Raw genomic sequence first — 26,648 nt, forward strand, 5'->3', positions numbered from 1 at the left:
CCGCTGTTGCCGTTGCTTCGGCATCTGCGGGTGCAGGGCTGCAAGCCCTGCCGATACCCTTACACTGGCCGCCTTCTCCTGCGTCCCCGCCCGATGAACCTTCCTCTGCATTTCGGCCTGCTTGGTACGCTCGAAGCGGGCCTCATCGCCCTGCTGGTCGGCCTGCTGGTGTATTTCCTGTGGCACCACCTGTGCCGGCTGCTGCACTGGACCGTGGGCCATGTGATCGGCTGGTCGTGCGTCATCGCGGTGATCGTCTCTGCCGGCATCGACGCCTGGAAGCTGTTCTACATGGGCATCGTGCGGCTGGAGTCGCCGCTGTATGCGCGCCTGTTCCTGTCCACCATCCACGATCCGAACGAACTGGGCAGCCGCGTGGTGCTGGAAATCGCCGGTGCGCTCTCCGGTGTTGCATTGGGGTGGGTGTTGTTCAGTTCGCGGTCATCGGAAAAAACCGTCGACTGACGCGGGTTTTTCGTTCGCTGCCGGTTAAATCCGATAGCGCTGAATGCTCGTCTTACTCCCTGCTCACTTCGCACTAACCACCGCGCTAACGCATGCCTCTGCGTGAGTGGTTAACCATGCGTGTTGGCGTGGATCGCCGCGCAAAATCGATTCAGAAACGCGGTGGCAGGGTAGGTGCCGTGCGGAGACAACGACCGCGCACTACCACCCTTCAGGAGACACCCCAGATGACTATTCGCAACCGCAAGCCCCTGATCGCCCTGATCGTCGCCGCCGGCAGCGTGTTGGCCATCCCGGCGATGGCGCAGTCGGCCAAGCAGCAGGCCGCGCATGCACAGAACGAAGCGGCGCAGGCCCAGCAGGCGGCGGCACAGGCAGGCCAGGCGGCCGACCAGGCGACCGATGCGGCCGCGGCAGCATCGGCCCAGGCCAACGGCGGTGGCCAGACCTGGGCCAGCATCGATACCGATGGCAACGGCACCATCAGCAAGAGCGAAGCACAGGTGAATGCGGGCCTTGCGCAGGTGTTCGACCAGGCCGATGCCAACAAGGACGGTCAGTTGAGCGCCGACGAGTACAAGGCCTACGTGGCCGCCCAGCAGGCCGGTGCCGGCGCCGGTGGCACGGCCGCAGGCCAGGGCCGCTGATCCACGGTTGAATTCGGGACAACCGGTGCATGGGCAACCCGGGTGGCTTCGGCCACCCGGGATTTTTTCGTCATCGCAGCGCCTGTATCCTAGGGCGATGAACACCTCCACGCCTGCGCCCTCGCGCGCCATCGGCCTGGTCGGTTTTGACGGTGACGACACGCTGTGGAAGAGCGAGGACTACTACCGCAAGGCCGAGCAGGATTACCTGGACCTGCTGTCGCGCTACATCGACGTCCATGACACCCAGACCGCCCGCCACTTGCTGGAAGTGCAGCAGCGCCACCTCGGCGTGTTCGGCTACGGGGTGAAGAGCATGACGCTGTCGATGATCGAGGCGGCCATCGAAATCACCTCGCAGCGCATCGAGGCCAAGGACATCCAGCGCATCCTCGACATTGGCCATGACACCCTGCGCCATCCGGTTGAACTGATCGACGGCGTACGCGAGTCGGTGGCGGCCATCGCCGCGCAGTACCCGGTGGTGCTGATCACCAAGGGCGATCTGTTCCACCAGGAAGCCAAGATCAAGGTGGCGGCGCTGGCGGACCTGTTCCCGCGCATCGAGATCGTGTCCGAGAAGGACCCGGAAACCTATGCCCGCGTGCTGGCCGAATTCGACCTGCCGATGCAGCAGTTCGTGATGGTCGGCAACTCGCTGCGCTCGGATATCGAACCGGTGATCACCCTCGGCGGCTGGGGCATCCATACCCCGTACGCGGTGACCTGGGCGCACGAGACCCAGCACGGCGTGGCCGACGACGAACCGCGCATGGTCAACGCCCATACCGCCTGGGACTGGCCGGCCGCCCTGGCGACGATCGAGGCCAAGGCCGCTGCCGCGGCCTGACACGGCGCGCCCGCTGCGGCAGAATCGGGTCATGAAACTGCCACTGCGCGCGCTGCTGTTGTCCCTGCTGCTGGCGCCGGCCATCGTGCTGGCCCAGCAGACCGCCGAACGTTCGGCGACCTACGAGGTGGATACCGGCGACGCCTGGGTCGACACCCAGCTGGCCGACATCAACCACTACGCCGAGCGTTACCCCGATGCCTTCCTCGACGAGGTATCACGCTACGCCGGTGTACCGCGCGGCTACATCGCCGCGCTGGCCACCACCCACCAGTGGCAGGCCGGTGACATCTACTTCGCCTGCTTCTGGGCCAAGGCCAGTGGCCAGACCTGCCGCGACAGCGTGCGCGCCTTCAGCCAGGATCCGGAGGGCGGCTGGGCCGAGGTGGTGAAGCGGATGCCGGCCAAGCCGCAGAACCTGCACTACCGGGCCGTGCGCCACGCCATCGTCGCCAGTTACGAGCACTGGGACCGGCCGATCACCCTGGATGCGACGCTGAAGCGCCAGCTGGGCAGGTAGCGCCGGGCCATGCCCGGCGCTACCGATGTTCTTCATGTTGCTCTGCGTATCGCCGCCGCCGCGCACTCCGGCGACAATACGGGTTCTCGCCGTTCCCCGTTCCCGTAATCGAGTGACTGATGAGCGCCTCTTTCGTTTCGCCTGATGTGATCCGCCGCCTGTTCGCCCAGGCCATGTCCCGCATGTACCGCACCGAAGTGCCGCTGTACGGCACGCTGGTGGAACTGGTGGAGCGGATCAACACGCAGGTCCTGGCGCAGGACCCGGCGCTGGCCGCGCAGCTGCTGCGCAACGACGAGCGCGCCCGCCTGGACGAAGAACGCCATGGCGCGATCCGCGTCGGCACCCCGCAGGAACTGGCGACCCTGCGCCGCTTGTTCGCGGTGATGGGCATGTACCCGGTGGGCTACTACGATCTGTCGGTGGCCGGCGTGCCGGTGCATTCCACCGCCTTCCGCCCGCTGACCGCCGCTGCGTTGGCACTGAATCCGTTCCGCGTGTTCACCTCGCTGCTGCGCCTGGAGCTGATCGAAGACGAGGTGCTGCGTGCGCAGTCGGCCGAGATTCTCGCCCGCCGCCGCATCTTCACCGACGACGCGCTGGCGCTGATCGAGCAGGCCGAGCGTGACGGTGGCCTGACCCAGGCCGATGCCGAGCGCTTCGTCGAACAGGCGCTGGAAACCTTCCGCTGGCATGGCGACGCCACCGTGGATCTGCCGACCTACCACGCCCTGCACAAGGCGCACCGGCTGGTGGCAGATGTGGTCAGCTTCCGTGGCCCGCACATCAATCATCTGACTCCGCGCACGCTGGACATCGATGCTGCACAGGTGGCGATGATCGAGCACGGCATGGCCGCCAAGGCGGTGATCGAGGGCCCGCCGCGTCGTGCCTGCCCGATCCTGCTGCGGCAGACCAGCTTCAAGGCATTGGAAGAAGCCGTGCATTTCCCGGACAACGAGGGTGGCGACGCCGGCACCCATACCGCGCGCTTCGGCGAGATCGAGCAGCGCGGCCTGGCACTGACCGCCAAGGGCCGCGCGCTGTACGACCAGCTGTTGACGCAGGCGCGCGATGCCGGCGGCGCGGGCAGCACCGGTGGCGACTACGGCCAGCGCCTGCAGGCGGTGTTCGCCAGTTTCCCGGATGACCACGACACCCTGCGCCAGGAAGGCCTGGGCTACTACCGCTACCAGCTGACCGACGCGGGCCGCGCCGCACCGGAACGCGTGGCCGACCTGCCGGCCGAAGTACTGGTTGCAGCGGGCTTGGCCACGGCTGATCCGATCGTCTACGAGGACTTCCTGCCGGTCAGTGCAGCCGGCATCTTCCAGTCGAACCTGGGCGGTGGCGAGCAGCGCGCGTACGCCGCCCATGCCAATCGCGAAGCCTTCGAGCAGGCGCTGGGCACTGCCGTGAATGATGAGTTCGAGATCTACGAGCGCATCCAGGCCGAATCGCTGGCGGCGCTGCGCGGATAAGCCGCGTGCCGCGGAGCCGAGCATGGGCTCGGCTCTACAGGGATGTTGCGGTGCTGCCATTTGTAGAGCCGAGCCATGCTCGGCTCCACAGAAGCGGGCGTCAGCCCTTCATCGTGCCCGTATCCAGCCACCGCTGGTGCCACGACAGCGCCTCCGGCAGCAGATGCGGGGTGTGCTTGCCGTAACTCTCGCGGCTGGCGCGGTCGAAGTAGTCCTGCAGCTGCGCGCGGAAATCCGGGTGCGCGCAGTTGTCGATCAGCACCTGCGCGCGCTTGCGCGGGGTCAGGCCACGCAGATCGGCCAGGCCCTGTTCGGTCACGATCACCGACACGTCGTGCTCGGTGTGGTCGACGTGGCTGGCCATCGGCACGATCGCCGAAATGGTGCCGTTCTTCGCCGTCGACGGGCTCAGGAACGCGGACAGGAAACCATTGCGCGCGAAGTCGCCGGAACCGCCGATTCCGTTCATGATCCGCGTGCCCATCACGTGCGTCGAATTGACGTTGCCGTAGAGGTCCACTTCGATCATGCCGTTCATGCCGATGCAGCCGAGGCGGCGCACCAGTTCCGGATGGTTGGAGATTTCCTGCGTGCGCATGATGATGCGCTCGCGGTAGAAATCGATGTTTTCCTTGAACGTCTCGTTGGCCTGCGGGCTCAGTGCGAAACCGGTGCACGAGGCATAGCTCAGCACGCCGTCGCGCAGCAGGTCGAGCATGCCGTCCTGGATCACTTCGGTGAACGCGGCCAGGTCACGGAAACCGCTCTTGGCCAGGCCGGCCAGCACGGCGTTGGGGATGTTGCCCACGCCCGACTGCAGCGGCAGCAGGTTGGCCGGCAGGCGGCCGCGCTTCACCTCGTGCTGCAGGAACTCGATCAGGTGCGCGGCGATCTGCTCGCTGGTCGCATCGATCGGGCTGAACGGGCTGTTGCGGTCCGGGCCGTTGGTGCGCACCACCGCCACGATCTTGTCCGGGTCGCAGCGCAGCGCGGTCTCGCCGATGCGGTCGTTGGCATTGACCAGCGGAATCGGCTTGCGGTGCGGCGGCAGCGCGGTGCCGTAGTAGATGTCATGCATGCCATCGACGCCGGCCGGCTGCCACTCGTTGACCTCGATGATCACCTTCTTGGCCAGGTCCAGCCAGGTCTTGTTGTTGCCCAGCGAGGTGGACGGCACCAGCGAACCATCCTCGCGGATGGCCGAAACCTCGATCACGGCGGTATCGATCTCGCCGTAGAAGCCGAACCAGACGTGCTGGGCGACGTGGCTGAGGTGGATGTCGATGTAATCCAGCTTGCCCTCGTTGATGCGGTTGCGCGCATCCGGGTCGCTCTGGAACGGCATGCGCATGGCGATGCCATCGGCCTTGGCCAGCGCGCCATCCAGTTCCGGCGCAGTGGAAGCGCCGGTCATCAGGCTGATCTGGAAGGGCAGGCCCTGGGCATGCACCGATTCGATGCGGCGGGCCAGTTCAACGGGAACAGCCTTGGGGTAACCGGAGCCGGTAAAGCCGCTCATGGCCACGGTTTCACCGGGCTGGATCAGCGCGGCTGCGGCCTCGGCGGAGACCACGCGGTCACGAAGACGCGCGTTGGCGATGCGATCAACAGTCATGACGACAGCGTTTCTGGGGGGAATCCCGATTATCGGCCATCCCCTGCCGTACGGGGGGTTCTACCTTCGTGGAATGGCGTTTCCGCGAACGCCTCTCCCATACCCGCCGGTTTTGTTTTGCAGTGCAGCGTGCAAAGTACTTTCGTACACCGCACGATGGCCCTGCATCCCGACGTGGGGGAGGGAGCAGAGCCCGCTGGCAGTTCGCTGCAAGCGGGCTTTTTTATTGCCTGCCGCTAAAGCTGAATGCGCGGTGCCGGGGTCGGATCCTTTTGCCAAGGGCAAAAGGCTCTGACCCACAGGCCACGGCAACGGGTCACAGCCCTTCGCCGTTGGCAAAGGGATCCGACCCCGCGAGAATCACGGTATGACCCTCGCCCCCGCCGAATTGCCCGCCACCCTGCAGCCCCTCGTCGACCGCGCGCTGGCGCGCCTGGCCCAGGCAGTACCCGATCCCATCCCGGCCGAGCTGCAACCGATGCTGGTGCAGTTGGCGGTCAGCAGCGACTTCGCCATGGACACCCTGGTGCGCCAGCCCGGGCTGTTGGCGCAGCTGTCCGCACCCGGCTGCCCGCCACTGCCGGCGCCGGTGCTCGACCCGCTGCAGCCCGGCGACTGGCCGGCACAACTGCGGCGCTGGCGCACGGCGATGTCGACCCGCTTGATCTGGCGCGACCTGGCCGGGCTGGATGACGTGCCGCAGACCCTGGCGGGCGCCACCGCGTTGGCCGAGGACTGCCTGCGCTTGGCGCTGGACGCCCTGCAGCAGGAGTTCGCCCAGCGCCACGGGGTGATTGCCGATGACAACGGCCGACCGCAGCAGCTGGTGGTGTTCGGGCTGGGCAAGCTGGGCGGTGGCGAGCTCAACTTCAGTTCCGACGTCGATCTGGTCTACGCCTACGTGCAGGGCGGTGAATCCGACGGTCCGCGCGCGCTGGCGGCCGAGGAGTACTTTGCCCGCCTCGGTCAGCGCTTGGCCAAGCTGCTGGATGAAACCACCGTCGATGGCTTCAGCCATCGCGTTGACCTGCGCCTGCGCCCGTTCGGCAGCGCCGGCCGCGTGGCGCTGTCATTCGCGGCGATGGATCAGTACTTCCAGCGCGAAGGCCGCGACTGGGAGCGCTATGCGTGGTTGAAGGCGCGCGCGGTGGCGGGCGATATCGCCGCTGGCGAGGCGTGGCTGCAGACCCTGCGTCCGTTCGTGTACCGCCGCTACCTGGACTTCACCGCGCTCGATGGCCTGCGCGAAATGAAAGCGGCCATCACCGCCGAAGTCGCGCGCCGCGAGATGCACGACGACATCAAGCGTGGCGCCGGAGGCATCCGCGAAATCGAGTTCCTGTGCCAGGCACTGCAGCTCATTCGCGGTGGCCGCGAGCCGGTGTTGCGCGAGCGGCGGCTGCTGGTCGCGCTGGATGCGCTGGTCGCCGCCGGGCAGATCGCCAGCGATGATGGCGCCGCGTTGCGCGAGGCCTACCTGTTCCTGCGCCGGCTGGAAAACCGCCTGCAGATGCTGCGCGATGCACAGACCCATGTGCTGCCATCCGATGTGCTGGATCGCGAACGCATTGCCATCGGCCTCGGCTATGCCGACTGGGATGCGCTGCGTGCTGCATTGAGCGTGCAGCAGCAGCGCGTCAGTACCGAGTTCGCTGCGCTGCTGGCACCACGCAAGGGCCAGGCCGCGCCGGATGCGCTGGCCAATTACTGGCGCAGCCTGCCCGAGGGCAGCAACGCGCCGCTGCTGGCCGAGGCCGGTTTCCTCGATGCGAATGGCGCCGATCAGTCACTGCGTGATTTCGCCCAGGGCACGGGCGTGAAGTCGCTGTCCGATGCGGCACGTGCGCGCCTGGATCGCGTATTGCCGGCCTTGCTGCACGCCGCCACCCGTTCGCCGCAGCCCGACGCTGCACTCAAGCGCGTGCTCGGCCTGCTGCAGGCGGTGCTGCGCCGTACCAGCTACCTGGCGCTGCTGGACGAACAGCCCAGCGCGCTTGCGCGCCTGGTCGACGTGCTGGCCCGTAGTGCATTGCTGGCCGAACGCCTGGCCGCGTATCCGCTGCTGCTGGATGAACTACTGGACGTGCGCGTGTCCGGGCCGATGCCCGATGCGGCCGGCATGCTGGCCGAATGCCAGCAGGTGCTGCCGGTGGAAGATCCGGAATCGCAACTGCGCTGGCTCAATGAGACGCGGCTCGCCCTCAGTTTCCGCATGGCCATGGCCACGCTGGATGGCCGCCAGGGTGCGGTCGACAGCACCCGGCAACTGGCCGAACTGGCGCAGGCGGTGGTCATCACCGTGCTGGCGATGGCCGAGGCGGATATGCACGCCGCGCACGGCGCTATCGCCGGAGGCCGCTTCGCGATCATCGGCTACGGCAGCCTGGGCGGCCTGGAGCTGGGTTTCGGCTCGGATCTGGACCTGGTGTTCCTGCACGATCACCCGGCGGGTGTGGAAGCGAGTGATGGCGCCCGCCCGCTGGAGCCGGGCCGCTGGTATGCGCGCCTGGCCCAGAAGGTGATGGCGCTGCTGGCTGCGGTCACCGCCGCCGGGCGGTTGTACGACATCGACGTGCGCCTGCGCCCGGACGGTGGCAAGGGCTCGCTGGTGTCTTCCCTGGCCAGCTACACCGAGTACCAGCGTGATCGCGCATGGACCTGGGAGCACCAGGCGCTGGTACGCGCACGCGGCGTGGCCGGCGATGCCAGCCTGCTGCAGGATTTCGAACAGGTACGTGCGCAGACGCTGGGCCGCGAACGTGATCGCGCGACGCTGTACGCCGATGTGGTGAAGATGCGCGGGCGCATGCGCACCGAACTGGACCGCAGCGATGCCGCACGGCTCGACCTGAAGCAGGGCGCAGGCGGCGTGGTCGATCTGGAATTCCTGCTGCAGACCGGTGTGCTGGCGCGCAGTGCGCAGACACCTGCGTTGCTGCAGCCGCGTGCCACGCCGGCGTTGATCGACGCGTTGGCAGCGGCGGGATTCCTGCCCGATGCCACCGCACAGGCGCTGCATGGCGCGCACGCCACGCTGCTGGAGGTGGGGCTGGCCTGCACGCTGGATCGCCGGCCGCGGTTGGCGCCGACGACGCCGGCCATCGAAGACGCGTGTGCGGCGATCAGCGCTGCGTGCATCGCCGCGGAGCTACCGTTCGGCTGAGTACCTGAAATGGCTGTAGCGGCTTTGGGTGGGTGCCGACCGTTGGTCGGCACAATCTCTCAGCTGCGATGAACCCTGAAGAAGCGTGCCGACCAACGGTCGGCACCCACCGGGGTATGGGATCGTGCCAACCCAGGTTGGCACCTACCAGTGCAACGGTGGTCAGCCGGCCGTACGCAGCGGCGCCATCTTCCACAGCAGCGCGCGGAACGGGGCCAGCAGGCATACGCCGATCGCCAGCTTCACCGCCAGGTCGCCGGCGGCCCAGCTCACCCACGGCAGGGTGGAGCCAGCGAACGCGATCGACCAGAAGATGGTGGTGTCCACCGTCGCGCTGCAGGTGGTAGCCACCATCGGCGCGCGCCACCAGCTGCCACGGCGCAGGCGGTCGAACACGGTGATGTCCAGCAACTGGGCCACGATGAAGGCCGAGCACGAGGCGATCGCAATGCGCGGCGTCGCCACCCACACCGACAGCAGCACCGCCACCGCAAAACCAATCCACGCCACGCGGCGGGCCGGGCCCGGGCCGAAGCGACGGTTGATCAGGTTGCTGACCAGAAAGGCCACTGGGTAACTGAAAGCTCCCCAGGTCAGCCAGTCATTGATCGGGTACTGCACCAGCACGTTGGACAGCAGCACCACCGCGCCCATGGCCAGCACCGCCAGCACCAGGGCGCGGGCGGTCAACGGAGCAAAAACAGGCGCAGGACGCGCGGACATGGCGAGCCAGGAGAAAAATGGGATCGCCCATTATCCGCCCGGCCCGCCGCAAAGCCAAAAACGGCCGTTCAGCTTTACAGCTGCTCGCTCAGCGCGTCGCCGGCCGCATAGGCCGTGGGGACATAGGCCAAGGCCTTGCCGTCGCTGTTCTTCACCGTCCAGCCGGCACCGGCATCGGTCGGGTCGAAGCGCACCTGCTGGCCGACCACGAAGCCGGCCACCGGGTCATCGCCCTCGATCGCCGGCCACTGCAAGGTCGCAGTCTGGTCGGCCTTGTCCGGCACCTGCAGCTGCACCTGGCGCTCGCCAGCGGCGGTGGTCGCCACCTGCTTCACTTCCATCGGCGGCAGCGGCACCGCCGGGGTGCGCTCGGCAACCTTGCCATTGCGCTCGCTGGCCTTGAACGGCGCCTTGGACAGCGCGGCCAAACCCATCGAGGTGGCCAGCGGAACCGACACCACGATCAGCGACGTGACCAGCACGCTGGCCTGGCCGCTGTTGATGTGCGGGGCAGCACCGGCGTGCACGGTCGGCACCGTCAGGGCCGAGAGCAGCAGGGCGGCGGCGGGGGCGCGCAGGGAACGAAGCATGGTGACCTCCTGGTCAGGATGGAGGCAGCGGCTCAGCGCTGCGTATCGAAGATGTCGCGTGGGCCGGTGGCCTCGGGCAGGTACTCCAGCGGCCGGCCCTGGTTGTCGCTCACCCGCCAACCGTTGCCCGATTCAGCGGGTTCGAAGTTCACGGTCTGGCCCACGTTGAACTGCACGGCCGGGTCACCGGGGCGCTTGGGCCATTGCATGGACGCGGTGTTCTGCGGGTTGGCGGGGTCCTGCAGCAGCACCTCGCGGCGACCATCGACGGTGGTGGAGATGGCGCTGACCTGCATCTGCGGCAGCGTCACCCGCGGGCCCTGGCCCGGAGGCATGCCCGCATCGTTGGTTTCCCCAGCCGCGGCTGCGCGCGCCCGTTCCACCATCGGTGCGGACATCTCCAGGCTCGGACCCTCGGGCACGCTGTTCTGGATGATCACGATGCGGCGCTCGGCATGTGCCGGCGCTGCAGACAACAGGCTGCCGCACACAAGCACGGCCAACGCGGAAAACGGCAGGTTGCGCATCATCTTCTCCTTGCCAGGTCAGGGCGCAGCGGCGGCAGTGTCGGCCGTCGCATGCGCAATGGTCAGTTCCTGCTGCAGCTGGCTGCGCTGGTGCAGGAAGTCGAATACCGATTCCACCGTCACTACCGAGTAGTTGCCGGAAATACGTTCGCTGGCCGGATGGTCGGTGGTGGTGGCGTTGGCCACGAACAGGCGCGCACCCACGCGCTTGCCCAGGCCGATATGCAGAACGCTGGGCTGGTACTTCTGCGCACGCAGCCAGTGCTGTGCCTGTTCGCGCTTGACGATCACCGGGCCGCCTTCAGCCTGCGCCATCGCCGCGGCCAGCACTTCCAGGATCCACTGGTTGGAATTCTGGAAGTCGGTGGCGAACGGATAGGCCACGACGTTGTACTTCGATTCGTGCAGCGCCTTGGGCTGGATCGCCGGTGCTGCCAGCATCCGCTTCAGTGCCAGCTGCAACGCCGGTGGCGGCACGCCGATGCGCAGATCGGTATGGGTGCCGCTCTCTCCGACGAAATTGCCCAGGCCCTCGCGGTAAAGCTGCGAGCTGTCGGTCTTGCAGCGGTTGAGCAGGTGCATCGCCCGCCAGCGGCCGTCGTCCTCGCGCAGCAGGAAGGCCAGGTGGCTGTGGTGCAGGCCGTAGCGGCTCAGGTCCTGGCCACCACGCGCGGCGATCACCACGTCCACGCCGGGCAGCGCATCCAGGCGCTCGGCGGCGGTCCACGCCACATCGAACATCGCCGCCTGCGCGGCCACGCTGGGGTAGCGCTCGACGCAGGTGCCGCTGTCGGCCCATGCCGGCGCGGTGGCCAGCAGGCCCATCAACAACAGCAGACCGCAGCGCAGGCGATGCAGACGTTCCATGTATACCGCTCCAGACACGGGCAGGCCCGCGCGCCGATCATACCCGCATCGCTGGAATCAACGCTCCACGCCCTTGCGCCGCAATTCCTTGTCGCAGGCATCGCTGATCGGCGCGATCGGCAACGGCGGGCGCTCGTTGCGCGGATTACGCAGCGCCGGCTGCTCGCGGTAGGCATCCAGCTGCTGCTGGCAGGCGTGCGACAGCGGGTCCAGTTCGGTGGGGGTAGTGGAGCAGGCCGCCAGCAGGGCCAGCGGCAGCAGAAGCAGGGTACGCATGGGGACGTCCAGTCCGAGGGGGAGGCTGGACTCTAACTGCGCCGACGGATCGAAATGTTCAAAAAGCGCTGGACGCCCTCACGCCAATGCGAGGCGCGCTTTGACTTCGGCGGCAATCCGCGTGGTCTCGCGCAGCGGCTCGATGCGGTCGTACTGCCAGTCCAGCCAGCGCGCCTGCAGCCGCCCGCGCTCGCGCAGCTGCTGCTGGAAGCGCGCCAGCCGACCCTGCGCCGTATCGGCCAGGGCCACCATCACCGGCATGCGCGTGGCGCTGGCCTCGGACAGCAGGTTCACCGAATCGGGCGACACCACCACCCGGTTGGCCCAGCCGAGCAGACCGGCGTACGGGTTCACGCCATCGCCGCCATCGCCCCAGATCACATGCGGCAGGTCGGCGAACTTCGCGCGCAGGATCTCGGCCAGCGCCGGCGGCGTGCGCCGCGAAGTAGTCGCCAGCAGGCTGCCACCCTCCCTGCGGATCTGTTCGGCCAGCGCCTGGAACACGTGCACCATCGCCGTCTCATCCCATGGTGCCAGCGGCGTCGGGCCGCCCACCAGCAGCGCGGTGCGCGGGCCGGGCAGGGTGCTGAAGCTGGCGAACGCGGCGCGGCCCAAGGCCAGCCAATCATCGTCCACCGGGTTCAGGCTGCCGATCAGGGTCAGCACGTTGCTGCCGCGCAGGGCGTCATGCTCGGGCACCACCACCACGTCCCAGTGGCGGGAGCCGATGCGCGGGTCGAGGATCTGCACCACCTGGCTGCCACGCGCACGCAGCACGCGCAGCGCACCGGCGGCCTGGCGCCCACAGCCGATCGCCAGTGCGGGCGCTTCGGCAGCGAGTGACGCAAACGCCTCGCCGTAGCCGTTCACATCACCGGGCAAGCGCCGCGGCGACAGCCAGCGCCACGGGGCGCGGGGTTGCAGTACCAGGGGGCGGTGGCTGCCCAGGCGCAGCGCCGTCGCCAGCGCGACCGCCTGGCGGACATTACCGGCACGGCCATCGGTGACCGTCCATGGCGTGCTCGATCGTTTCACCATTGGCATTAATTCGTTTCAATCCTGCTGGGTGTTGCAACAGTCGCGACACTCTACACTGCGGATCGACGTTTCGCCCCGCGCCGCCCGCGGGCACTGACCTTAGCCGCCCTGGAGATCCACCGATGTCCCACGCGCTCGACGCTGCTGCACTGGACCAGTTGTTCCGCACCGCCCGTACCCAGAACGCCTTCCTCGACAAGCCGGTCGAAGACGCACAGCTGCACGCTCTGTACGACCTGCTGAAGTGGGGCCCGACCGCCGCCAACGGCAGCCCGGCGCGCTTCGTGTTCGTGAAGTCGGCCGAAGCCAAGGCCAAGCTGGCACCGGCGCTGTCCGAAGGCAACCACAACAAGACCCTGGCCGCCCCGGTCACCGTCATCGTGGCCTTCGACCAGGACTTCCACGAGAAGCTGCCGTACCTGTTCCCGCACACCGATGCCAAGGCCTGGTTCGACGGCCCGCGCGAAGGCCGCCACGAAGGTGCGTTCCGCAACGGCAGCCTGCAGGGTGCCTACCTGATCCTGGCCGCACGCGCGCTGGGCCTGGATGCCGGCCCGATGTCCGGCTTCGACAATGCCAAGGTCGACGAAGCCTTCTTCGCCGGCACCAGCATCAAGTCGAATTTCCTGGTCAACCTGGGGTACGGTGACGATTCGGGCCTGTTCCCCCGTCTGCCGCGCCTGTCCTTCGACGAAGCGGCGCGCATCGCGTAAGTCGCTGTATCGGTTTCGGGCCCGCCCGCCGTGGCGGGCCATTGCTGCACTGTGTTCCCACCCTACGATCCGGAGAGTTCCTGAGATGAGCGCCACCCGTAAACTGCTGCTGCCGCTGGCCCTGACCCTGGCCATCGCCGCCTGCTCCAAGCCGGCCGACACCGCCGCCCCGGCCGCCGATGCTGCTGCCCCGGCCACCACCGAGCAGGCTGCCACCACCCCGGCTGCCGATGCCGCTGCTGCCGCCCCGGCCGCTGCCGCCATCACCATCGCCTCGGGCACCTACAAGCTCGACCCGACCCACACCGACGTGCTGGCGCAGTGGAGCCACTTCGGCTTCTCCAACCCGAGCGCGCACTTCGGCAACGCCGAAGGCACCCTGGTGTACGACGCCACCGACGTCACCAAGTCCACCGTGGAAGTGAAGCTGCCGCTGAGCGGCCTGAACAGCTTCACCGCCAAGTTCGACGAGCACCTTAAGAGCGCCGACTTCTTCGACGCTGCCAAGTTCCCGGCTGCCAGCTTCAAGAGCACCAAGGTCGAATCGGCCGGCACCAACAAGCTGACCGTCACCGGCGACCTGACCATCAAGGACATCACCAAGCCGGTGACCCTGGATGTGACCGTCAACGGCGGCGGCGAGCACCCGATGGCCAAGGTTCCGGCCGCCGGCTTCGATGCCACCACCACCATCAAGCGCAGCGATTTCGGCGTCGGCGCCTACGCCCCGAACGTCAGCGATGAAGTGAAGATCCGCATCACCACCGAAGCCACCGGCGAGAAGCCGGCTGCTTGATGCAACATCCCGCTCACTCGTCGTGAGAAGGCAGAAGGCCCGCTGAAAAGCGGGCCTTCTTTTTTGGGTTCTGGTAGAGCCGGCCGCTGGCCGGCTGCGGACCTGGATTCGGTGGGTGCGGACCGTTGGTCCGCACAATCTCTCCGAAGCAGGATTTCTCAGCGCAGCGTACCCAGCCATGCGGCCGATGCTTCGCTCGGGCTCTGCTTGGCCTTCACCGTCAACCCGCTCGCGCGCACGAACGTCTGTGCGGCCTGTGCCACCACCTGGCGGGCGATCAGTGCCGCCTGCCTGGTAGACGCCTGCTGCTTGCGCAGCTGCACGATATGCACCGACGGGCGACCCACCGGCGCGTACTTCTGGTCGCGGCGCAGGATGTCGGCCACCTGTGCCACTTCATGTTCGGCCTGCAGGTAGCGGTGCTGTGCTTCGACCAGCTCACGCAGCGGTACGCGCGCCGCAGCCGGGTCGGCGAAGGCGGACAGCACTGCGTCGCAGGCGCTGTCGTCGGCCAGGCGGGTACGCAGCGTATCCACGCCGCTCAGGGTCAATTTGCCCACGTGGGGCCTCGTTGGTGCAGGAAAGGAGCGCGATTGTCGCATGGGGTCGCGGTTACCATGGCGGCCGCACTGAACCACGGAAGGCAACACCATGCAGGAAGCGCAGTACTGGCTTGGCGAATTCTGGACCGGCCTGAGCGTGCTCGATCTGATCGGCGGCAGCGTGCTGGGCACCCTGTTGGGGCTGGCGCTGGGCATCTTCGCTTGGCGCGGGTTGCATCGGCGCGGTTGGCTGCGGCGACAGCGAGGTTGGCACCACGGGCTGCTGGCCTCGTATGTGGTGCTGCTACCGTTGCTGGTCGCGTTCTTCGGCCTGCAGCTGGGCTTTACCACCGGCGCGCACCGCGCGCTGTTCAAGCAGCTCGATCACTTCCAGCCATACCTGCAGACGATGGTGGAAGGCTGGAGCAGTGGCTTCACCGCCTCGCTGGAAGACGAGCGCATGCGTGCAGCGCTGCAGAGCCAGGGCACGGTGGGGGATGTGGCAGATTCGCTGGCCGCGATCTACCTGAGCGAGCATCCGTTGCCCGGCGTGGACCGGCTGGGTGACGGGCCGATGGCACGTGGCGTGGGCTGGGTGATCGGCAAGGTGCGCGCCGGGCTGCTGCGCGCGATGGTGGAAGACACACTGATCGACAAGGCCGGCACGGTCGGGCTGGAGCCGAAGATGGTGCGCGAGGCGCTGACCATGCGCATCGACGAACTGCTGCATACACGCGGCGTGCTGCGGCTGGTGAAGGCGCAGATCAACGGCATGATGCCGGGCGTGTACCTGGGGTTGCTGCTGCCGCTGGCGATCATTGCGCTGCTGGTGGCGCTGGAGATCTGGGCCGCGCATCGGTTCGGGTGGACGCGGCAGGTGGCGCCCAGCGCTCTTGTAGAGCCGAGCCCATGCTCGGCTCATCGCGCGTAGCGCGAGGGCGGATAGAACAGCAGCCGAGCATGGGCTCGGCTCTACATAGTCAAAGACGTGCGGACCAACGGTCCGCGCCCACCGGCTGCCCGGTCAATCGCCGTCCTGTTCGTCCGGGTGCGCCTTCCAGTAACCGGTCGAGCGGATCCAGTCGCGCGGCACGCCCAGGTGGCCTTCGATGAACTTGCGCATCATCCGTGCGCGGCGCGATTCGGTGGCGATCCAGTAGAACGCATCGCCGTCCGGGGCCTCGAAGTCGGTCAGCATGTCTTCCAGCAGCGTGCTGCTGGCCGCCGGGAAGCCATTGCGCTCCAGCCAATGGATACGCACGTTCTCGTACTGCGGCAGGTCCTGGCGCTCGTCCTCGTCGGCCACTTCGATGTACGCCTGTACCTGCGCGCCTTCGGGCAGCACGTCCAGCCAGCGGGCGATGGCTGGCAGCGCGGTTTCATCGCCAATCAGCACATAGGCGTCGTAGCTGTCGGCCACCACGAACGAACCACGCGGGCCGCCGATCACCAGCGTGTCGCCGGCCTGTGCGCGCTCGGCCCACGGCCCGGCAATGCCCTGGTCGTGCAGCACGAAGTCGATGGCCAGTTCGCCGGTTTCGTGGTCCCACCAGCGCGGGGTGTAGTCCCGTGCCGGCGAAGGCTGCTTGCCCTCCGGGTAGCTGCGACCCTCGGCGGTCAGCACCGGCAGCACCATCTCGCCGCTGGCGTTGGGGAAGAACAGCTTGATGTGGTCGTCGGCGCCGGGCGAATCGAAGCCGGCCAGGTCGTCGCCGCCCAGCACGATGCGGCGCATGTGCGGGGTGACAGTCTCGGTGCGCAGCACCGTCAGTTCACGGAAGCGCACATCCAGGCGCAGGCGCGAGTTGTGATGTTCGGTCATGGGGGTACCTGTGGGAAGGTCGCGCGGGGGCGCGCGGCATGGGGGAAGACCTGGCTGGATTCAGTCTGGCTGGGTCGTAGAAAAGGGAGAGGACACGTTGCCGGCCTGGCCATTGATCAGCGCCGACGCGCGCGACAGCAGCGCGGCCACCTGCTCGGCTTCACCGTCGGCCCAGCGCCCGTGGTGGTGCACCAGCGCCAGCTTGAACTCGCGCAGCGCAGCGGCCAGCGGCGCCGGCAGCGAGGCCTTGGTGATCTCGCGGGCGCGGTCGAACGCGCGTCGCTGGGCCAATCGCACCTGGGTGCGCTGCACCTTCAGCTCGAACTCGCCGGCGCTGGTGATGCGGAACACGCGACGGCCGTCCACCTCTTCCGATTCCACCCAGCCGGCCTGCTCGAAGCTGGCCAGCAGCGGGTACATGGTGCCGGCACTGGGGGTGTAGGCCTGCATGAACATGGTGCTGATGTGCTGCATCAACTCGTAGCCGTGGCGCGGCTGCTCGCCGATCAGCGCCAGCACCAGCAGGCGCAGGTCGCCACGGCTGAGCACGCGCGGCTGGCCGTTGCGGCGGGGTACCGCGGCATCGTCGGTGCGGCTTTTGGGGGAGGGGGAGCGGCCCATTTCGATATATCGGTAACGTGTGTCGCAAACGATATATCGATACGCCGGGCCCGACAAGCATGGTTTCGGCCACAACGCTTGCCAGATCGGGCCACGCAGCCAGGTACCGCAAGGGATCAGGGCAGGGTTGCGTGGGGCGCAAGCCACCGTTGCGCGGCCCGACATCCGTATCGGGCCACGCAACGGCGCTGCGGGTTTTCGCCCCGGGCGGGGCGCAGCAGACGAGCGGCGAACCGCGGGAAGGGGCCTGCTCGCCGCCAACCGTGCGCAGCGGTGTCCTCCGCGTCGAGAGGCGCGCGCGACACGTTGTCGCGGGTTCAGCGGCAGCCCGTCAGACAACGCCGACACGGCGCCGGGCTTGCCCCACAACGGTCATCCGCAGCAGTAACACTGCGTCCTGCGCATGGGCGCAGCAGGCCGCAGGCGACAGCTGGCGCAGCCCTTGCAGGCAGCCACAGCGGCCTGCAGCAGTGCTTTGTCCCGCCGGTGGACGTCCCGGGACATGCCATGCAGACAGGGGTGGCCTGCCTCCATACGCCAGCGTAGCCAAGTGACGAAAGCCCTTGGTGCGCTACACTTTGCGGTCTAGAAATCTATCAACAGTCGCGCGCGTGCGTGCGGTAATGGGAGCGCTAATGAACTGGTTGAACGAGGTGCTGAACAACGACCCGAATCCTGTGGAAACCCAGGAGTGGATCGAGTCGTTGAAGGCCGTTATTGATGTCGAGGGCCCCGAGCGCGCGCATCAGCTGCTGGAAGGCATGGTGGAACTGACCCGTCGTTCGGGTGCCTATCTGCCGTTCTCTCCCACTACCGAATACGTCAACACCATCGAGCCGCAGCTGGAGGCCAAGAGCCCGGGCAACGCCGAACTGGAATGGCGTATCCGTTCGATCATCCGCTGGAACGCGATGGCCACCGTGGTGCGCGCCAATCGCAAGCCGGGTGACCTGGGCGGCCACATCGCCTCGTTCGCCTCCGGCGCAACGCTGTACGACGTGGGCTTCAACCACTTCTGGCGCGCTCCCAGCGAGAACCACCCGGGCGACCTGCTGTTCATCCAGGGCCACAGCGCCCCGGGTATCTACGCGCGTTCCTTCCTGGAAGGCCGCATCAGCGAAGAGCAGCTGGACAAGTTCCGCATGGAAGTGGACGGCGGCGGCCTGTCGTCGTACCCGCACCCGTGGCTGATGCCGGAATACTGGCAGACCCCGACCGTGTCGATGGGCCTGGGCCCGCTGGCCGCCATCTATCAGGCGCAGTTCATGCGCTACCTGGAAAACCGTGGCCTGATCGAGAAGTCCGACCGCAAGGTGTGGTGCTTCATCGGCGACGGCGAGAGCGACGAGCCGGAAACCCTGGGTGCCATCGCGCTGGCCGGCCGTGAAGGCCTGGACAACCTGATCTTCGTGGTGAACTGCAACCTGCAGCGCCTGGACGGCCCGGTGCGCGGCAACGGCAAGATCATCCAGGAACTGGAAGGCGTGTTCCGTGGCGGCGGCTGGAATGTCATCAAGCTGCTGTGGGGCGGTTACTGGGATGCCCTGCTGGCCAAGGACACCAACGGCGTCCTGAAGAAGCTGATGATGGAAACCGTCGACGGCGAATACCAGAACTGCAAGGCCTTCGGCGGCGCGTATACGCGCGAGCATTTCTTCGGCAAGTACCCGGAAACCGCTGCGATGGTGGCCGGTCTGTCCGACGACGACATCTGGCGCCTGAACCGTGGCGGCCACGACCCGCACAAGGTGTACGCCGCCTACCACCAGGCCGTGAACACCAAGGGCATGCCGACCGTCATCCTGGCCAAGACCGTGAAGGGTTACGGCATGGGCAGCGCCGGTGAGGCACTGAACCCGACCCACCAGACCAAGAAGCTGGACGACGAAGCGGTGCGCCACTTCCGCGACCGCTTCAACATTCCGGTGACCGACGCGCAGCTGGCCGACGGCCAGGTGCCGTTCTACCACCCGGGCCCGGATTCGCCGGAAGTGCAGTACCTGCAGGAACGCCGTGCCGCGCTGGGCGGTTACCTGCCGCAGCGCCGCCGCAAGGCCGAAAAGAGCTTCAATGCACCGAAGCTGGAAAGCTACGAGCGCCTGCTGAAGAGCAGTGGCGAGCGCAGCTACTCCACCACCATGGCCTTCGTGCAGAGCCTGAACATCACCCTGCGCGACAAGGAACTGGGCCCGCACATCGTGCCGATCGTGGCCGACGAAGCCCGTACCTTCGGCATGGAAGGCCTGTTCCGCCAGATCGGCATCTACGCGCCGTTCGGCCAGAAGTACAAGCCGGTCGACGCCGACCAGCTGATGTTCTACCGCGAAGACCAGAGCGGCCAGGTGCTGCAGCAGGGCATCAGCGAGCCGGGTGCGATCAGCTCGTGGATGGCTGCCGGTACCAGCTACTCGGTCAGCAACGTGCCGATGCTGCCGTTCTACATCTACTACTCGATGTTCGGCTTCCAGCGCGTGGGCGACATCGCCTGGCAGGCCGCCGACATGCGTACCCGCGGCTTCCTGCTGGGTGGTACCGCCGGCCGCACCACGCTGAACGGTGAAGGCCTGCAGCACGAAGATGGCTTCAGCCATCTGGTGGCTGGTGGCATTCCGAACGTGCGCAGCTACGACCCGACCTTCGGCTTCGAAGTGACGGTGATCCTGCAGCACGGCACCAAGGCGATGATGGAAGATCAGATTGACGAGTACTACTACGTCACCCTGATGAACGAGAACTACACCCACCCGGAGATGCCGGAAGGCGCGGCCGAAGGCATCGTCAAGGGCATGTACCTGCTGACCGACGCCGGCAAGCCGAAGAAGGGCGAGCTGCGCGTGCAGCTGCTGGGTTCGGGCACCATCCTGCGCGAAGCCATTGCCGCGGCCGAGCTGCTGGACAAGGACTTCGGCGTGACCGCCGATATCTGGAGCTGCCCGAGCTTCAACGAACTGCGTCGCGATGGTTTCGACGTGGAACGTGCCAACCGCCTGCATCCGGAAGGTGAGCAGCGCAAGGCCTACGTGACCGAGCTGCTGGAAGGCCGCCAGGGCCCGGCGATTGCCGCCACCGACTACGTGCGTGCGTATGCGGACCAGATCCGCGCGTTCGTGCCGATGTCGTACACGGTGCTGGGCACGGATGGGTTTGGTCGCTCGGATACCCGTGCGAACCTGCGTCGCTTCTTCGAGGTTGACCGGTACTACATCGCGCATGCCGCGATTGCGGCGCTGGCGAAGGACGGGAAGATGACCGCGAAGGATGTGGCACGGGCGATCAAGCAGTACAAGATTGATCCGGAGAAGGCTAATCCTGTTGGGGTTTGATTGAGCGTTGACCAACGCTCTTTAGAGTGATCTGACTGGGGAGGGCGATGTTATCGCCCTCCCCATTGTCGTTTATGGCTATCCAACTGTAATATCAAGGAATCGGAGTTCCAAAAACGGTGTTCCAGGGAGTTGCAAGGGGGGGGGTATGGAAACGATAGAATCTGTCGCAGATTATTTGATTCATCTCAAGGGCTTGAAATATACTCCGGGTCAGCTGCCCTGGTATCGCGGGCATGCAGATAAGAGTTGGAATCTTCTTCCTGCTTACCATCGGCTAAAAAATCCAGCGCCAGAGAGTGTTCTGATCAATCGATTTCGTCAGAATGCAAATCTCTTGATTGCACAGCGCCCAGAGTCGAATTTCGAGTGGCTATTTCTCATGCAACACTACGGTGTTCCCACTCGGTTGCTCGATTGGACTGAAAGTCCCTTGATTGCCCTCTATTTTTCAGTAGTGGGGGAGCCAAAGAAAGATGGGGCAATTTGGGCTCTTGATCCGGTAAAGCTAAATCAGTCGACTAAAGCTCGGCCTCAGGACTACAAATTTGTTCCAAGCTTTGATGACGAGCGCGTACGCGATTACGACACATTAAGTGTGGAGGCTAAGCCTGAGCTGGGGATGGAGCCTATGGCGGTAATGGCGACCAGGAATAACGCCAGAATTCAAGCTCAACTTGGTGTTTTTACCATCAGCCATTTTGCCAAGAAGAGCGTCTCCGATATCGCTGGTGGCGATCACTTGACTGAGTTTGAGGTGCCATGGAAGAGGAAGAAGGAGATTCTTAAGGAGTTGGAACTCCTGGCATACGGGAAGTTTCAAGTGTTCCCAGAGCTTTCTAGTATCGGTGATATTATTAGAGGAGGGTTGCGGTGAGTGAGTTTGAAACTTACGCACTTTCGCACAATAATGTTCTTTCGGTATATTCCGATAGGGACAGGATTGATCTTGCGCCGTCATATCAGCGACAAGGGGATGTGTGGCCGCTAGAGAAAAGACAGCTCTTAATCGACTCTATAATTAATAGGTATGATATTCCAAAATTGTACTTCCATCGCCTGGAGAGGTCGGAGTCTAAGAAAAAGAAAAAAGACTTCGCCGTTGTCGACGGACGGCAGCGGTTGGAAGCCATCTTTGGATTTTTAGACGGCAACTATCCGCTGGCCTCTGATTTTGAGTATTTGGGAGACGACTCGGTAGCTGCGGGAGGGATGAAATATGCTGAAATCGCAGTTAAGTATCCAAGGCTCCGGCAAAGATTGGATGCGTTCGCACTCCCGATAATATGCATTGCTACGGAAGATCTGGATCTTATTGATGATCTTTTCTTTAGGTTGAATGAAGCCGTTCCATTAAATGCCGCCGAAAAGAGAAATGCGTTCGGCGGCGATATGGCTAGTGCGATAAAGAAGGTCGCGGCGGAGCAGTTCTTTGTTAAGAAAGTAAGGTTCTCCAACAGACGATATCAGTTCCTTGAGGTTGCGGCGCGCCTTATGTTTATTGAGGACAATATTTCCTCAAATAAACTTCTTGATACAAAGAAGCCTTTGCTTGATAACTTTGTAAGAGACTATCGCTCTGGAAAGGCTAGGCGTGTCGCGAAGATTTCGGATGAAGTGAAAGTGGTGCTTTCCAGTATGTCTTCAGTATTTGGCGCTAAGGATACTCTTCTGGCCTCTCAGAGTGTTGTTCCTGTTTATTATCTTCTATTTAGAAGAGCTCTCGCCCGGGGGACGATTAAGTCTATTACTCGGAAGAAATTCTTGGAGTTCAATGAGCTGAGGCAGGAGAATAGACTCAAGGCAGCAGCAGATATCGGAAAGGCCGACTATGAGCTCCTTGAGTATGATCGAATGTCCCAACAGGGTACCAATGACGCTGGATCTATAAGAGAGCGCCTCCGAATTCTCCAGGAGAGAATAGATCCATAGGCGCCGTTGCTCTAAATTTTCTGTGTGCCATGTCTTTATTGAGCTCAAATGTTGCCTGGAGCTGTAGACACTTTCTGGCAGTATTTTCGATAAATTGTTGCCCCTCTCTCTCAAAAGATCGGGGCATGTTTGAATGGATTTTTTGGGGGGGGGCAATGGCTTCTGATAAGACCGCAGTTATTGAGTATTTATTCAACAAAAATTGGGATGAAGCCACAGGGACTCTGCGAAAGTCTCTAATGTCCTTGACGGATGTGTCGGACGCTATTCGGGCCTGCAATCTTGCCGATGGCAAATCTCGGAGTGACCGAAATCCGGCGAATTTCTTGAAGGATGTGGTTCGATCAAGGTCGGCATCATCAATCTGGCCGAAATCAGTTTCTGAAAGAAAGTTTACAGGAGTTCAGAGGACTGGTAAGGGTGATTCTTTCGAATTTGTTCCATACAAGGATGAGCAGAAGCAGGCGTTTCCCGATGGCTTTCGTCATAGTACGAGCACGAAAGTGTTCGACATGCAGACGCTGAGTATTCCATTGGCATCGAAGGCGCTGGGGCGCAGCGACGAAGCATGGTTGGTTCAAACCGCCGTGAAGCTTGGATTGGTCGAGCAGCTACTCGCAACTGTTTCGACCTTGAATGTTTCGCAGGTAACTCATCTTCAAATGAATATTAAACTGCGAGCTGCCGAAATCGATTCGCTGTACCTGCTGACAATGGAAAATGAATCGCTCGTTCTGGCAACCTGTGAAGCAAAGTTGCAGTCAGAGCGACTCATTCCTGATCAAATCATTGCTCAAGTCAAGGCTGCGTTCGATGCCACCGACGCTTCGATGGTTGTTCCGATGGCAATGCGAGCTGTGAAGGGGATAGGAGTCCACGTTCTCCAGTTCCAGGCTGTTCGTCGCGAAGACGCGGCACAATATGAGAATTTGGTGCTCGAAGCTGAGGCGGTGTATCGCCTCAAACCATCAGTGAAGGGGATTTGAAGTTATCTATCCAGACGTTCTCATTATTTTTCAATAACTGGACTAAGGATATCGGGATAGGAAGACTTGTCTTCCCCTTTGGGAGGCTTTCTGCTTCTTTGAGCAATTGGGCTCACGATACCCCAGTGACTCGCGGCGTCCGAGATGCTAAGTCGAAGCAGGGCATCTGCTCCAAGTTGGATGATCGAATCGGGTTTAGAGGGCGCAATTCCCAGTGCGTCATGAACGGACGTGGCAACGGCTCGCGCCAATGGGGGCGGCACGGAGTTGCCAATTTGCCGCGCGCCATGCCACTTCGTTTCATTGAAGCGGAACCAATCTGGAAAGCCATGCAAGCGTGCCATTTCTCGCACAGTCACGCAGCGATTCCATTTGTAGTGAATGGGGCGAGGACTTGTAAAGGCTCCTCGCGCGGAATCTGTTCCCGCGCGCAGCGTATTACTCACGCCAAGCGGCGATAGTTTCAGGAATCGAGAGATCGGCTCCACTTCTCCCGGTACCGTCTTTGCAAATCGTTCTCTTGAAGCTTCGGTGTGCTCGGAGCGTAGGCTCGAGGTCAGAAGCTGAGAGTCCCATTTCCTCTCGTAGCCAAAGTACCACCCCTGACCGTTCTGGCAGCGCATTAGTGCGGCATAGGAGCTCGGCTCGCCCCAGCTCTTCACCTTAACTTGGTCGGTCCGGCGAAGTGTCTCGAAGCGTTCTGCGTCGGGAAGATCATCCAACGCATCTTTACAGGTTGGGCCGAACGGAAGATCTGAGGCCATCGTACCTGGCTTCGTGGTGGTTGGAGAGGGATAGGTGGGGATCCTGAGGCCCTTTTTTGCGCCGAGCAAGAACAACCGCTGCCTATCCTGGGGTACGCCATACATACACGCATTCAGAACCCTCCAACTCTTGAGGACGTCATAACCGGAGGCTTCGAAAGCCGCAATGATCTCGTCAAGAAACTTTCTATGCTTTCCGATAGTGAGGCCCTTGACATTCTCAAATACAAAATATTCTGCATCCAGCTCGCCAACAAGCCGGACAAAGTCCTTCACAAGTGAGTTGCGTGGGTCGTCCATAGCCCGTTGACCGATCAATGAGAAGCCCTGGCAAGGTGCGCCCCCAAAAACAACATTAACTTTCTTGTCTCCGAGGCTAGCTACCTCTCGAATATAATTCCCAGTTAGCTCAGTTACCGAGCGAGGTATAACCTTGCAGTCAGGAAAGTTGTAGGCATGAACGGCGGCGTGAACTGGGTCAATCTCCACGGCAGCTACGACGTCGAAGCCTGCCTGTTCGAAGCCGAGACTGAGGCCGCCAGCGCCCGCAAAAAGATCAATTCCAATAGGTCTACTCATGCGTCGAATTATAGAGCTAGGTTGGCCAGAAGTCGATCGGGGTGCTAGGTGAACTTCGCGGGCAAAGGCCCCCGATAGGGCGTAAGGTTAAATCCGTTCAGTCTCAGCGATTGAGATGGACAGTCAGATGCACCAACGTCTCTCTGTCTCGCTAGACCAACAGAAATGCCAAGCACGAAGAGGTACTTCATTGAGCCAATGGCTGAAGCCTCATGGCACACGACGCAGCCGTTGCGACCTCACTTATCAACACGCTTGCAACCGCTCAGCCACCTGCGCAGTCAGCGCTACACAAGCCATCTTCAACCCCTCCATCACCCGATCCCCCAGGTACTCCTCGGGCGCTCCGTTCTGCCGCGTGCGTTCCGCAGCCAGCATCAACTCCGCCACTACGCGCAGGCCCGCCAGCGCGCAATCCGCATCCGCCAATTGAAGGCACCTGCTAGGCAGTTGATGCCGCTCCGGCCAAGGCTGGCCGTCCGCAGCCGCACCAGTGCCGATGCGACGTAGCGTGGCAACGAAGGTGTGGGGATCGACGGACGGTTCGCGCTCGGTTTCGGCGTTGTCCGAATCGTACTGCGCGTGCAGGGAACGGAAGTCCGATGTGTTCATGGCAATGCTCCGTACAGGACAGATAGCAGCGCCACCGATAAAGGCGGCGGACGATGCGTGGCTCGAAAACCGGTGAATACCCAAGCCGGCGGGTCCGAAGACCCCCACGCACCGCCCGCCATGGAACGCGAACGGATTGCCAGCCGGCGCCATCCGAAGATGACGCCGACTGGCAAGCGCAAAGCACTGGGTATTCAGACGGGTTTTCGAGTCCCGCGCCACCCTTTTCCGGTGGCACGCCAAGAGATACCCGCGCAGCTGCCAAATGCCAAGAAACTGCAGAACTGACGATTGCCAGTCCTGACGCTTTCGGAATTGTCGCACACGGTGTTAAGCCGGCAAGCGATTGCGCCGCAACGCTATTGAAGGGCTTGGCGCTATTGGCCCCAAGCGCAGGATGCCTACAGCCAGGCCCACGGCGTAGGACCAATTACGACAGATTGGAGCAGCAGTTCAGCCGGGCTGCGCCTCGGCCGTGGGCACGAAGGTCATACGGACCCGAACCCGCGCATGCCGCGCGACGCCTTCAGCCACGACCGGCTCGAAGCGCCACTGGTCCACGGCAGTAAAGGCCGCACGATCAATCTCCCGCAGTCCGCTGGACCGCGCCACCATCACGTTGGAAACGTGGCCCAGCTCATCCAGTTGAGCAACCAACAGCACCGCCATGGGGACCTGCAGCAATGTATCGGGCGGCGTAGCAGGGGCCGTTGAATACACAACGGCAGGCGCCTGTTGCAGTTCGAAGGTGGGGTTGTCACCGCGCTCTACGAACACTTCAGTGGAAACCTGCGGGTCTGCCGCCGTGGCCAAGGCAGGTGTAGCGCCTAGCAGCATCAGAACAAGGTTCAGTGCCAGGGCGGTGTTCAAACGGGGCATACGTGGTTTCCATTCCGGTGCGCTGCCAGCATAGCGGCCATCCCCTGGTATCGCTTGCCTTGAATGCCGGCGTGCCGGACTGCTGCTCGGCTCACACAGGCACGCCCGGGCGTGGCCACAGCGCATCGTCGCGCTCCAGGTCGTAGTCGCTGCCGAAGGCGAGCGCTGCGTCGCGTGGTGGAAGGTCTGCGTAGCAGATCAGCAGATACTCATCCATGCCGGCATCGCGATGGTCGATGGCGAACAGGTGGAGGAGCTCTTTGTCGAAGGCTTCCAGCCATGTGGGGTCGATCTTGGTCATGGTCATCCTCCACCGG

27 protein-coding genes are annotated in these 26,648 nt (G+C 64.0%); 13 read left to right on the forward strand and 14 right to left on the reverse strand.

The annotated features are described in order from the left end of the window. Window positions 1-93 precede the first annotated feature (93 nt). The 5 genes from MRBLST15_RS12840 (at window position 94) to hglS (ending at window position 3,963) form a co-directional block, all read left to right on the forward strand. Window positions 94-465, forward strand: coding sequence for a hypothetical protein (locus MRBLST15_RS12840; RefSeq protein WP_367786101.1), 372 nt, complete (start codon window positions 94-96; stop codon window positions 463-465). A 227-nt stretch (window positions 466-692) separates the two neighbouring features. Further along, window positions 693-1,112, forward strand: coding sequence for an EF-hand domain-containing protein (locus MRBLST15_RS12845; RefSeq protein ID WP_100554560.1), 420 nt, complete (start codon window positions 693-695; stop codon window positions 1,110-1,112). A gap of 97 nt (window positions 1,113-1,209) precedes the next feature. Then, window positions 1,210-1,962, forward strand: a complete 753-nt coding sequence (locus tag MRBLST15_RS12850) for an HAD family hydrolase (protein ID WP_367786103.1) — start codon at window positions 1,210-1,212, stop codon at window positions 1,960-1,962. 31 nt (window positions 1,963-1,993) lie between these two features. Further along, window positions 1,994-2,482 (forward strand): hypothetical protein, encoded by a 489-nt coding sequence (locus MRBLST15_RS12855; protein WP_367786104.1) that lies wholly within the window; start codon window positions 1,994-1,996, stop codon window positions 2,480-2,482. Between the two features lie 119 nt (window positions 2,483-2,601). Beyond that, on the forward strand, window positions 2,602-3,963 hold the full coding sequence (gene hglS, locus MRBLST15_RS12860; RefSeq protein WP_367786106.1) for a 2-oxoadipate dioxygenase/decarboxylase HglS: 1,362 nt from the start codon (window positions 2,602-2,604) through the stop codon (window positions 3,961-3,963). A 100-nt stretch (window positions 3,964-4,063) separates the two neighbouring features. Here the strand turns inward: hglS and MRBLST15_RS12865 are convergent, their stop codons facing one another. Next, window positions 4,064-5,578: an acetyl-CoA hydrolase/transferase family protein gene (locus tag MRBLST15_RS12865; RefSeq protein WP_229980891.1), complete on the reverse strand. Its 1,515-nt coding sequence runs from the start codon at window positions 5,576-5,578 to the stop codon at window positions 4,064-4,066. A gap of 367 nt (window positions 5,579-5,945) precedes the next feature. Between MRBLST15_RS12865 and glnE the strand changes: the two genes are divergently transcribed. Beyond that, entirely contained in the window at window positions 5,946-8,741 is a 2,796-nt protein-coding gene (gene glnE / locus MRBLST15_RS12870) for a bifunctional [glutamate--ammonia ligase]-adenylyl-L-tyrosine phosphorylase/[glutamate--ammonia-ligase] adenylyltransferase (protein ID WP_367786108.1), read from the forward strand. A 162-nt stretch (window positions 8,742-8,903) separates the two neighbouring features. Here the strand turns inward: glnE and MRBLST15_RS12875 are convergent, their stop codons facing one another. The 6 genes from MRBLST15_RS12875 to MRBLST15_RS12900 all read right to left on the reverse strand — a co-directional run bounded on the left by MRBLST15_RS12875 (window position 8,904) and on the right by MRBLST15_RS12900 (window position 12,762). After that, window positions 8,904-9,464 carry a queuosine precursor transporter gene (locus tag MRBLST15_RS12875; RefSeq protein WP_340572470.1) on the reverse strand — a complete coding sequence of 187 codons (561 nt, stop codon included), beginning with the start codon at window positions 9,462-9,464 and terminating at the stop codon, window positions 8,904-8,906. A 74-nt stretch (window positions 9,465-9,538) separates the two neighbouring features. Next, complete coding sequence (locus MRBLST15_RS12880) at window positions 9,539-10,054, reverse strand: hypothetical protein (protein WP_099821369.1); 516 nt, start codon at window positions 10,052-10,054, stop codon at window positions 9,539-9,541. A 32-nt stretch (window positions 10,055-10,086) separates the two neighbouring features. Continuing rightward, a complete protein-coding gene (locus MRBLST15_RS12885) occupies window positions 10,087-10,581 on the reverse strand; it encodes a hypothetical protein (protein ID WP_265953147.1) in 495 nt (164 codons plus the stop codon). A gap of 18 nt (window positions 10,582-10,599) precedes the next feature. Next, window positions 10,600-11,448: a DUF2145 domain-containing protein gene (locus MRBLST15_RS12890; protein WP_367786111.1), complete on the reverse strand. Its 849-nt coding sequence runs from the start codon at window positions 11,446-11,448 to the stop codon at window positions 10,600-10,602. A gap of 57 nt (window positions 11,449-11,505) precedes the next feature. Beyond that, the gene (locus MRBLST15_RS12895; RefSeq protein ID WP_032975596.1) at window positions 11,506-11,724 is read right to left on the reverse strand and encodes a hypothetical protein; all 219 of its coding nucleotides are present in this window, start codon (window positions 11,722-11,724) and stop codon (window positions 11,506-11,508) included. Window positions 11,725-11,802: 78 nt separating this feature from the next. Beyond that, window positions 11,803-12,762, reverse strand: coding sequence for a mitochondrial fission ELM1 family protein (locus tag MRBLST15_RS12900; RefSeq protein WP_367786113.1), 960 nt, complete (start codon window positions 12,760-12,762; stop codon window positions 11,803-11,805). Window positions 12,763-12,884: 122 nt separating this feature from the next. On the opposite strand from MRBLST15_RS12900, the gene MRBLST15_RS12905 reads away from it, so the two are divergent. Together MRBLST15_RS12905 and MRBLST15_RS12910 are read left to right on the forward strand one after the other, a co-directional pair. After that, a complete protein-coding gene (locus tag MRBLST15_RS12905; RefSeq protein ID WP_025878215.1) occupies window positions 12,885-13,475 on the forward strand; it encodes a malonic semialdehyde reductase in 591 nt (196 codons plus the stop codon). Between the two features lie 85 nt (window positions 13,476-13,560). Continuing rightward, window positions 13,561-14,271, forward strand: coding sequence for a YceI family protein (locus MRBLST15_RS12910; protein WP_089238300.1), 711 nt, complete (start codon window positions 13,561-13,563; stop codon window positions 14,269-14,271). 158 nt (window positions 14,272-14,429) lie between these two features. Here MRBLST15_RS12910 and MRBLST15_RS12915 read toward each other — a convergent pair whose 3' ends face one another. Next, entirely contained in the window at window positions 14,430-14,831 is a 402-nt protein-coding gene (locus MRBLST15_RS12915) for a hypothetical protein (RefSeq protein ID WP_346559627.1), read from the reverse strand. Between the two features lie 91 nt (window positions 14,832-14,922). Between MRBLST15_RS12915 and MRBLST15_RS12920 the strand changes: the two genes are divergently transcribed. Further along, window positions 14,923-15,744 (forward strand): hypothetical protein, encoded by an 822-nt coding sequence (locus MRBLST15_RS12920; RefSeq protein WP_367786116.1) that lies wholly within the window; start codon window positions 14,923-14,925, stop codon window positions 15,742-15,744. 93 nt (window positions 15,745-15,837) lie between these two features. Here MRBLST15_RS12920 and MRBLST15_RS12925 read toward each other — a convergent pair whose 3' ends face one another. Continuing rightward, window positions 15,838-16,635, reverse strand: a complete 798-nt coding sequence (locus MRBLST15_RS12925; RefSeq protein ID WP_127564109.1) for a siderophore-interacting protein — start codon at window positions 16,633-16,635, stop codon at window positions 15,838-15,840. A gap of 60 nt (window positions 16,636-16,695) precedes the next feature. Continuing rightward, the gene (locus MRBLST15_RS12930) at window positions 16,696-17,256 is read right to left on the reverse strand and encodes a PadR family transcriptional regulator (protein ID WP_367786118.1); all 561 of its coding nucleotides are present in this window, start codon (window positions 17,254-17,256) and stop codon (window positions 16,696-16,698) included. Window positions 17,257-17,891: 635 nt separating this feature from the next. Here MRBLST15_RS12930 and aceE point away from each other — a divergent pair. The 4 genes from aceE to MRBLST15_RS12950 all read left to right on the forward strand — a co-directional run bounded on the left by aceE (window position 17,892) and on the right by MRBLST15_RS12950 (window position 23,497). Further along, entirely contained in the window at window positions 17,892-20,579 is a 2,688-nt protein-coding gene (gene aceE / locus MRBLST15_RS12935; RefSeq protein ID WP_099841795.1) for a pyruvate dehydrogenase (acetyl-transferring), homodimeric type, read from the forward strand. Between the two features lie 148 nt (window positions 20,580-20,727). Next, the gene (locus tag MRBLST15_RS12940; RefSeq protein WP_367786120.1) at window positions 20,728-21,456 is read left to right on the forward strand and encodes an FRG domain-containing protein; all 729 of its coding nucleotides are present in this window, start codon (window positions 20,728-20,730) and stop codon (window positions 21,454-21,456) included. Then, complete coding sequence (locus MRBLST15_RS12945; protein WP_367786122.1) at window positions 21,453-22,511, forward strand: DUF262 domain-containing protein; 1,059 nt, start codon at window positions 21,453-21,455, stop codon at window positions 22,509-22,511. The genes MRBLST15_RS12940 and MRBLST15_RS12945 overlap by 4 nt, the downstream gene beginning before the upstream one ends. A 125-nt stretch (window positions 22,512-22,636) precedes the next feature. Beyond that, window positions 22,637-23,497, forward strand: a complete 861-nt coding sequence (locus MRBLST15_RS12950) for a hypothetical protein (RefSeq protein ID WP_367786124.1) — start codon at window positions 22,637-22,639, stop codon at window positions 23,495-23,497. A gap of 23 nt (window positions 23,498-23,520) precedes the next feature. On the opposite strand, the gene MRBLST15_RS12955 is transcribed toward MRBLST15_RS12950, so the two are convergent. The 4 genes from MRBLST15_RS12955 to MRBLST15_RS12970 form a co-directional block, all read right to left on the reverse strand. After that, the gene (locus MRBLST15_RS12955) at window positions 23,521-24,840 is read right to left on the reverse strand and encodes a DNA cytosine methyltransferase (protein ID WP_367786126.1); all 1,320 of its coding nucleotides are present in this window, start codon (window positions 24,838-24,840) and stop codon (window positions 23,521-23,523) included. A 246-nt stretch (window positions 24,841-25,086) separates the two neighbouring features. Then, window positions 25,087-25,452 carry a hypothetical protein gene (locus MRBLST15_RS12960; RefSeq protein WP_367786128.1) on the reverse strand — a complete coding sequence of 122 codons (366 nt, stop codon included), beginning with the start codon at window positions 25,450-25,452 and terminating at the stop codon, window positions 25,087-25,089. Window positions 25,453-25,905: 453 nt separating this feature from the next. Then, on the reverse strand, window positions 25,906-26,331 hold the full coding sequence (locus MRBLST15_RS12965) for a TonB family protein (RefSeq protein ID WP_367786130.1): 426 nt from the start codon (window positions 26,329-26,331) through the stop codon (window positions 25,906-25,908). Window positions 26,332-26,422: 91 nt separating this feature from the next. Continuing rightward, window positions 26,423-26,632 carry a hypothetical protein gene (locus MRBLST15_RS12970; protein WP_367786131.1) on the reverse strand — a complete coding sequence of 70 codons (210 nt, stop codon included), beginning with the start codon at window positions 26,630-26,632 and terminating at the stop codon, window positions 26,423-26,425. Window positions 26,633-26,648 lie beyond the last annotated feature (16 nt).

Origin of the sequence: Stenotrophomonas sp. LST15-1-1.1, from assembly GCF_040815575.1 — a bacterium.
Taxonomy (GTDB): domain Bacteria; phylum Pseudomonadota; class Gammaproteobacteria; order Xanthomonadales; family Xanthomonadaceae; genus Stenotrophomonas; species Stenotrophomonas lactitubi_B.